Origin of the sequence: uncultured Mailhella sp. (genome assembly GCF_944324615.1) — a bacterium.
GTDB lineage: Bacteria > Desulfobacterota > Desulfovibrionia > Desulfovibrionales > Desulfovibrionaceae > Mailhella.
Window position 1 is genome coordinate 1 of sequence record NZ_CALUWY010000101.1, and the last position, 6,744, is coordinate 6,744.

Below are 6,744 nucleotides of genomic sequence, written 5' to 3' on the forward strand. Positions count from 1 at the left end.
CGGGAGCCATGGTCTTCGGTGAACGCGGCGAGGTGCTGGAAGAAGCGAATGCGCGTCTGGCCAAAGCGAAGGAACGCTTCCCCAAGGCCCGCCTTGTGGACGCCGAAGAAGTCAGCGTCATCTACCTGCTTGCTGAAGAGCCGAAATTCTATCACGAATTCGCCAGCTTCGGCTAAACTGCCGGGCCCTTCCGGGCCTTTTCCGGCGTATGTGCCGGGCGTTCCGCCTCCCTTTCCGCGGCTCTGCCGCTTCCAGCCTTTCAGGAGTCATCATGGCCATTTCCCGTCAGACAGTATCCGAAACCCTTGCCGAAACAGCCTCCCGCAGGCCCGTGCTCCAGCCGGTACTTACTGCGTTCACGCCCCTTCTTGAGGCGCGCGCGGCTCTGCCGGAAAAGCTGGCCCCCATGCTGGAGGAAAGCGACTTTTCCCTGCCCCCGTGGCGGCCGGAAAGAGCGCAGCAGGGGGTGCCGCTCCTTGCCGGAGCCTCGCTGAACGGGCTTTTCCCCCTTCTGCGGGAATCGGCAGGGGCGCTTCTGCCGCTTCTGGCGTCCCTTCCGTCCATGGGCGGATATTCAGCCGCTCTGGAAGGCTTCTTCCAGAGGGAAGACGATGCCATGAAGGCTGCTCAGGCGCTGCTCGACGGCAACGAAACCGGCCTTGCCCGGATTGCGGAAGGCGCAAAGCTTCCCGCGCCGGTGCTCGTGTTCGCGCTGGAAGCGTGCCTCGGCCCCGTCATCCGTGTCGTGGCGGCAAAGTACGATTCCCCCTGGGATGAGCGCCCCGCCTCATGGATGCAGGGCTTCTGCCCCGTATGCGGCTCCTTCCCTTCCGTTTCCTATCTGGAACCCCGAGTTTTCGATGAAAAAAACGCGTATCTGGCCGGGGGCGGCGGGAAAAAGCACCTGCACTGTGCGCTGTGCGGAACAAACTGGCATTTCCGCCGCGGGGCCTGCCCCGCCTGCGGACAGGAAGGCTCCGGCGTCATGGAACTTCTTCGGGAAACCGGCGGCAACCGGGGGGAACGCGTCGACTGGTGCACGAAATGCAAAAGCTACTGCCCCTCCGTGGATCTCAGGGAACGGGATACCGTGCCCGACATGGACGCCATGGCTCTCGGCATGATGCACCTTGACATCGTCGCGGCCCAGAAAGGCCTGCAGCCGCTCAAGCCCTCCTTCTGGAACCAATTCTAGCCACCTCTCCGGGCATTGTCCCGACTGACTGGGAGACTGCGCATGAGACCGCTTTTCATCCTCACACTCCTCATCTCCCTGGCCTGGTGTGCCCCTGCAGGCGCTCAGGACTTCAAGGGAGCGATCAAGTACCCCAAAAATCCCATCGTGCTGGGCGGCGAGGAAACGCCCCGCCTCGCGGTGACGTTCAACCACAGCACCCACAGCAACGTCACCTGCGATACCTGCCACCACAAGCCGCGCTGCGGCATCTGCCACTACAGCCCTTCGCTGGAAAAATCCCCCTATGCCTCGTGCAGCGCCAATGACGGCTGCCATACCATCAAGGGCAGAAGCAACGACGAAAAGAGCCGCTTCATGGCCTTCCACAGCCGTGACACCATGCGCTCCTGCTTCGGCTGTCACAACAGCCTGAAGGCGGAACATCCCGAATTCCAGGGCTGCCGCCCCTGCCATCCCAACCAGCCCGCCGAAGAAAAGTAATTTTCCCTGTGCCGGTGAAGAAAGGCCCATGCTCCCTGCGGGGACCATGGGCCTTTCGCATACCCTTATCCGTCAGACTGCGCGCCGGAACGTCCGCCCCGGATACCTGAAAACCGGGCATGGCGCGCTGCCTCTGTATCCACAAAAAAACATGCTTTTCTCCCGGCTTCCCGCCGTCCGCGCGTCGGGCAGCGTCCGGCATTCCGCACAGTTCCCTCACGCGCCCTTCCGCTCCACATGCAGAAAAAACGCTGCCTTCCGCAACGGGGGCGGCTGCTTCTTCCCGCAAAAAAGACTCCGCAAGCGCCGCGTTCTGATAAGGACGAAACTCCGTACCCCGCTCTTTCTCCGTAAAAGCAGAGACCGGATGCCGGTCACAGCCCCTTGATTCGAGGAAAGCGCCTCTTGCCGCACCTCACCGGCTGATACGATACGGAAGACGGCAACAACAAGGATGCGCGTGCCCGCGTGCTTCTCCGCCAGACCGCTCCCCGGAGCGCTCCGCAGCCCCTGCCGATACTGCCGCATGGCTCCTTCCGGAACATCCGGGCCCGGCTCCGACCGAAAAAACACCTGTAGGAATATGATGAAGGCAGACGCCTCTTCTGCCTTCTGCGGCAGGGAACCGTCCGTGCCCTTCTCCCGGGCGCGCGGCGCATCACGGCGCGTCCTTGCGGGGCTTTTTCTCCGTGCAGGCCTGCCGTTGTTCACAAGCGGATGCGATTAATACAAAAAGGGTTGCAACCCGAAGGCTGCAACCCTGAAATTCGGTGGTGCCGAGGGACAGAATCGAACTGCCCACACGGGGATTTTCAGTCCCCTGCTCTACCAACTGAGCTACCTCGGCACAACAAAGAGAACTTACTTCAACTCAGCACACTTGGCAAGTGTTTTTTTCCTCTTTCCCGAAAAAATCCACCGCTCACTCGGAAAGATTACCCGGGCCCTTGGGGAGGGAGGCCTCCGCAATGCGCACCTTGTAGTCGCTCGCCCCGGCAGGCGGATTGACGAAGACCACGGTAAAGGGCACTTCGTTGCCCGGGAGCACGTTCACATTGCTGGAAACCACATCAAGGGTGCTGTTCAGCGCCTTGTCGAGTTCCTCCTTGTCCAGCACTTCCAGCTGGAAGGAGCTTATGCTGCTGCCTGCAAGCTGCTGCTGGGAAACGAGCATGTTCCCCGAAGCGTCGTACAGCTCCGCTTCCAGACGGATGAGCTCCCGCGGCGTGGGGAAGTTGTTCATCACCTTGCCTTCAATGACGATCAGGTTGCCGAGCTTTTCATTCTTCACCTGGCACTGACGCACGTCCCTGAGTTCCAGCTTGCTCACCAGAGAAAGGGGATCCGAGGCGTCGGCCGTTTCCAGGCCGAGGTAGGGAGCGACAAGGCCCTTCAGTCCGTCGAGATAGGGAGTATTCGACCACATCCACCAGCAGCCTGCTCCCAGTCCCACACAAAGCACGAGACTGAAGAGCGCAGGAAGAATGGAACGCTTCCTGCGGGGCATGTCCAGGCCGCCGAAGGCTTCCGCCCCGCCCGCGCCGTCCAGCCGCAGGCCCTGTATGCCTCTGTCATGTCCGGCGCTCCGATCCCTGCGGGGTTCATCCATATCCAGGGAAAGCCCCCTGCCGCCGGAGGACGAGCCGCCCAGAGAAAGCGCACCGTCGCCGCCGTACTCGGGAGCACGCCGCGACGAAGGGCCGAAATCCAGCGTGCCGCTTTCGGGCGCGGGCTTTTCCTCCTGAACGGGAGAAGCTTCGGGCCGGTCCAGAAGAATCGGTGCCTCTTCCACGGCAAGAGCGAAAATATGACGGCAGACCGAACAGCGCAGCTTGACGCCGGGCTTCACTTTTTCATCGGGCAGGCGATAGACCGTATTGCACTGCGGGCAGGTAACATTCATGAGGCATTCTCCATCCATACTGAGGCGGGCTGCTTTTCCGGCCATGCCGCGCGGAAAAAGCGGGAACGGGCCGAAGGCCGGGCTGCAGAAAAACAGCGTTTTTTCTCCATGTTCCCGAAGCGTGCCTGTAAACATGACGCTTCAGGGGACGCTTGCGACCATACACCGGCTGCATCAGCAGTCAAGCGGCTCATGCCAGCAGCTCATAAATGGCCGGAAGGTCACGATAGCGCTCCGCACAGTCGAGGCCGTACCCCACAATGAAGCCCGCGGGCAGGTCAAAGCCCACAAAATCGGAATGCACGGGAAATTCCCGCCGTTCCTTCTTGTCGACGAGCACGGCCAGACGAACGGACTTCGCGCCGAGGGCGGCAAGGTGCTGCATGAGCACGTTCATGGAACGGCCCGTATCCACGATATCCTCAACGATCAGCACATGGCGGCCTTCCACGTTGATTTCCACATCCTTGGTAATCCGCACCTTTCCGCTGCTGTTCTGCCCGTCTCCGTAACTGGCAAGACGCACGAAGTCGATGGCCGCTTCCGTCTTCATGGCCCGGACAAGGTCGCTGAAAAAGAAGAACGCCCCCTTCAGCACACATACGGCAACCACGCCTTCGCCCTTGTACAGCGCGTCGATTTCCTCAGCCATGGCCGCAACACGCCGCCTGATGACCTCTTCTCCCAATACTTCTCTGAGCATGCCGATCACCGCCTGATGAGACTCATGAGAAACTGTTTCATTTCCGGAGCCGGGACATAGCCCGCCTCGCTCACCTCAATGTGCCCGTCCCTGTTGTAGATGACGTTGAAGGGAATGGCGTCGATGCGGTAGGCACGGGCCAGTTCCTCGCCGCCGTAGTACACGGGGTAGGCTCCCAGCATGCCCATGGACTTCACAAAGGAATCGGCCTCGCGGATATTCTCATCAATGGCAATGCCTATGATGAGCAGATCCTCCTCGGGAATCTCCTTCCGCATTTTCATAAGTTCCGGTATTTCCCTGCGGCACGGGCCGCAGAACGCCGCAAAAAAATTCACCAGAATCACCTTGCCGTGATTGGCGGCGAGCTCATCGAGAAGCTCATAGGTGTGCACAGGCTTCAGGTGCCTGCCGGCATCCTGCCCCGGGGCCGCGCCCGCAGGACAGGCCAGAACAACGGCTGCAACGCCTGCGACCAGCACTCCGGCCAGGCGGCGAAAAAAGCCCGACGGCCTTCCAGACATAAAACAACTCCTTCCTTTTCCTCAAAAGTCGGCGCGGAAGGCTTTTCTCCCGCGAACTTTTCTAGGTGTACTGAAAATCGTTGAAAACGCCAACCTTAAACTATAGGATACATTCCGGCAACCAAGCTTCCACCCCGGAAGCGCCGCCGAAATAAGGATGGCTCCATGACAAAAATTTCTGACGCGCGCGAAGCCGAACTTCTTGCCTCCGCAGAACCCGGGCACGGCCCGTCTTCTGCGCGGGGCAAAAAACGCAAGATATCCAAGGAAGATGTGGATGTCATCGACATTTCCGAAGATCAGGCTTCAGCATCGTCTTCCGCAGCGCGCGCTTCCGTGAAGGAATCCTCCGGCAGTGCTGAAGGCGGCCGGAAAAAACGCGCTTCCGCGGAAAAGGACCCCCTGCCCGACGGCACGGAGGAAGATACCCCGCAGGAAGAAGACTCTTCCGCCGAAGGGGACGATTCCCCGGAAGTCATGGAAGCGGAACTGGAGCAGGCGCAGGAAGGCGAACTGGTCCCCGATGAGGATTTTTCCACCCTCGACGATTTCAACGAGGACGGAAAGGTCATCGACCTCGGCAGCAATCTGCCCGCGCTGGCGCAGGACAGACTGCCCAGCGTGCCCGTGCGCGACAATCTCCAGAGCTACCTGAGGGAGGTCAGCAAATTTCCCCTTCTGGAACCGGAAGAGGAAACGGAACTTGCCCGGCGTGTGCGCGATCACGGCGACCCGCAGGCGGCCTTCCGCATCATCTCCTCCCATCTGCGCCTCGTGGTGCGCATCGCCATGGACTTTCAGCGCCGGTGGATGCAGAACGTGCTCGACCTCATTCAGGAAGGGAACGTGGGGCTTCTGCGCGCGGTGAACAAGTTCGACCCGGACAAGGGCATCAAATTTTCCTATTACGCTTCGTTCTGGATCAAGGCCTATATCCTCAAGTTCATCATGGACAACTGGCGCATGGTGAAAATAGGGACGACGCAGGCCCAGCGCAAACTGTTCTACAACCTGAACCGCGAAAGGCAGAAGCTCATCCTTCAGGGCTTCGACCCGGACACGGCGCTTCTTTCCGAGCGCCTCGGCGTCACGCAGGATCAGGTGGTGGAAATGCAGCAGCGCCTGGACGCGGGCGACGTTTCCCTCGACCTTCCCGTGAGCGACGAAAACGGCAGCGCCTCGCGCATGGACTTTCTGCCCGCACTCGGGCCGGGGGTGGAGGAAGGCATAGCCGATTCCGAAGTCTCCCGCCTGGTGCGCGAGAGCATAGCGGAGCTCATTCCTTCCCTTTCGGAAAAGGAAATCTATATTCTGGAGCACCGGCTGCTCACCGACGAACCCGCCACGCTCCGGGAAATCGGCGAACGCTACAATGTCACTCGTGAACGCATACGCCAGCTGGAAGCGCGCCTGCTGGAAAAACTGAAAGAACATCTCGGGCGCGAGATCAAAGACTTCTCGGAAGAGTGGATACAGCCCTGACTCTTCCGCCGCAGGTATTTTCATGTCCCGTCACTCCATGCCAAGTTTCCGGGCCGGGCGGCATGCCGCTTCCTCAAGGCGTGCAAAACGCCTGATGCTGGTTCTCACTCTTGCCCTCATGCTGCTCCCCGCCGGGTGCACGGCCACGGGCAAGAACGCTCTTTCCGCACGTCAGGAACGCTTTCTTCCCCTTTCACGCCTCACACCGCAGGAGCCGTCGCAGAGGGCGGAGCTCATTTTTGCCCAGCTCAAGCTTGATGCCGCGCTGGACCGCAACGACAAGGATGCCGTGCTCGACGCCGCGGAAAGACTTCTCCGCTTCGGCACGGGTTCCTACCGCCTGCCCTCCTCCTCGCCCATCATCGACGCGGCCATCTGGCTGCTGGCCCACGACCACGAAAACGACGCCGTGATGCTCATCCAGAACGCCTCGGCGCAGATGCCGGACGATCTT

Annotated in this window: 7 protein-coding genes and 1 tRNA gene; 4 read left to right on the forward strand and 4 right to left on the reverse strand. The window is 60.6% G+C overall.

From position 1 onward, the window contains the following. The first annotated feature begins 271 nt into the window (after positions 1-271). Together Q0K07_RS12685 and Q0K07_RS12690 are read left to right on the forward strand one after the other, a co-directional pair. Positions 272-1,195 carry a formate dehydrogenase accessory protein FdhE gene (locus Q0K07_RS12685; RefSeq protein WP_294559731.1) on the forward strand — a complete coding sequence of 308 codons (924 nt, stop codon included), beginning with the start codon at positions 272-274 and terminating at the stop codon, positions 1,193-1,195. Positions 1,196-1,237: 42 nt separating this feature from the next. Beyond that, complete coding sequence (locus Q0K07_RS12690) at positions 1,238-1,678, forward strand: cytochrome c3 family protein (RefSeq protein WP_294559732.1); 441 nt, start codon at positions 1,238-1,240, stop codon at positions 1,676-1,678. 771 nt (positions 1,679-2,449) lie between these two features. On the opposite strand, the gene Q0K07_RS12695 is transcribed toward Q0K07_RS12690, so the two are convergent. The 4 genes from Q0K07_RS12695 to Q0K07_RS12710 form a co-directional block, all read right to left on the reverse strand. Continuing rightward, positions 2,450-2,525 (reverse strand) — tRNA-Phe (locus tag Q0K07_RS12695). Positions 2,526-2,600: 75 nt separating this feature from the next. After that, positions 2,601-3,581, reverse strand: a complete 981-nt coding sequence (locus Q0K07_RS12700) for a DUF3426 domain-containing protein (protein WP_294559733.1) — start codon at positions 3,579-3,581, stop codon at positions 2,601-2,603. Between the two features lie 190 nt (positions 3,582-3,771). Then, complete coding sequence (gene hpt / locus Q0K07_RS12705) at positions 3,772-4,284, reverse strand: hypoxanthine phosphoribosyltransferase (RefSeq protein ID WP_294559734.1); 513 nt, start codon at positions 4,282-4,284, stop codon at positions 3,772-3,774. A 5-nt stretch (positions 4,285-4,289) separates the two neighbouring features. Beyond that, positions 4,290-4,808 carry a TlpA disulfide reductase family protein gene (locus Q0K07_RS12710; protein ID WP_294559735.1) on the reverse strand — a complete coding sequence of 173 codons (519 nt, stop codon included), beginning with the start codon at positions 4,806-4,808 and terminating at the stop codon, positions 4,290-4,292. Positions 4,809-5,285: 477 nt separating this feature from the next. Here Q0K07_RS12710 and Q0K07_RS12715 point away from each other — a divergent pair, with 477 nt between their 5' ends. Then, on the forward strand, positions 5,286-6,290 hold the full coding sequence (locus Q0K07_RS12715; protein ID WP_294559737.1) for an RNA polymerase sigma factor RpoD/SigA: 1,005 nt from the start codon (positions 5,286-5,288) through the stop codon (positions 6,288-6,290). Positions 6,291-6,384: 94 nt separating this feature from the next. Beyond that, positions 6,385-6,744, forward strand: a 360-nt coding sequence (locus tag Q0K07_RS12720) for a hypothetical protein (RefSeq protein ID WP_294559736.1), incomplete at its 3' end; no start/stop codon positions are given.

What these genes read in the sequence shown, in the direction of transcription:
- Q0K07_RS12685 (WP_294559731.1), top strand. Translation starts at nt 272, where the DNA reads ATGGCCATTTCCCGTCAGACAGTATCCGAAACCCTTGCCGAAACAGCC.
- Q0K07_RS12690 (WP_294559732.1), top strand. Translation starts at nt 1,238, where the DNA reads ATGAGACCGCTTTTCATCCTCACACTCCTCATCTCCCTGGCCTGGTGT.
- Q0K07_RS12700 (WP_294559733.1), bottom strand. Translation starts at nt 3,581, where the DNA reads ATGAATGTTACCTGCCCGCAGTGCAATACGGTCTATCGCCTGCCCGAT.
- hpt (WP_294559734.1), bottom strand. Translation starts at nt 4,284, where the DNA reads ATGCTCAGAGAAGTATTGGGAGAAGAGGTCATCAGGCGGCGTGTTGCG.
- Q0K07_RS12710 (WP_294559735.1), bottom strand. Translation starts at nt 4,808, where the DNA reads ATGTCTGGAAGGCCGTCGGGCTTTTTTCGCCGCCTGGCCGGAGTGCTG.
- Q0K07_RS12715 (WP_294559737.1), top strand. Translation starts at nt 5,286, where the DNA reads ATGGAAGCGGAACTGGAGCAGGCGCAGGAAGGCGAACTGGTCCCCGAT.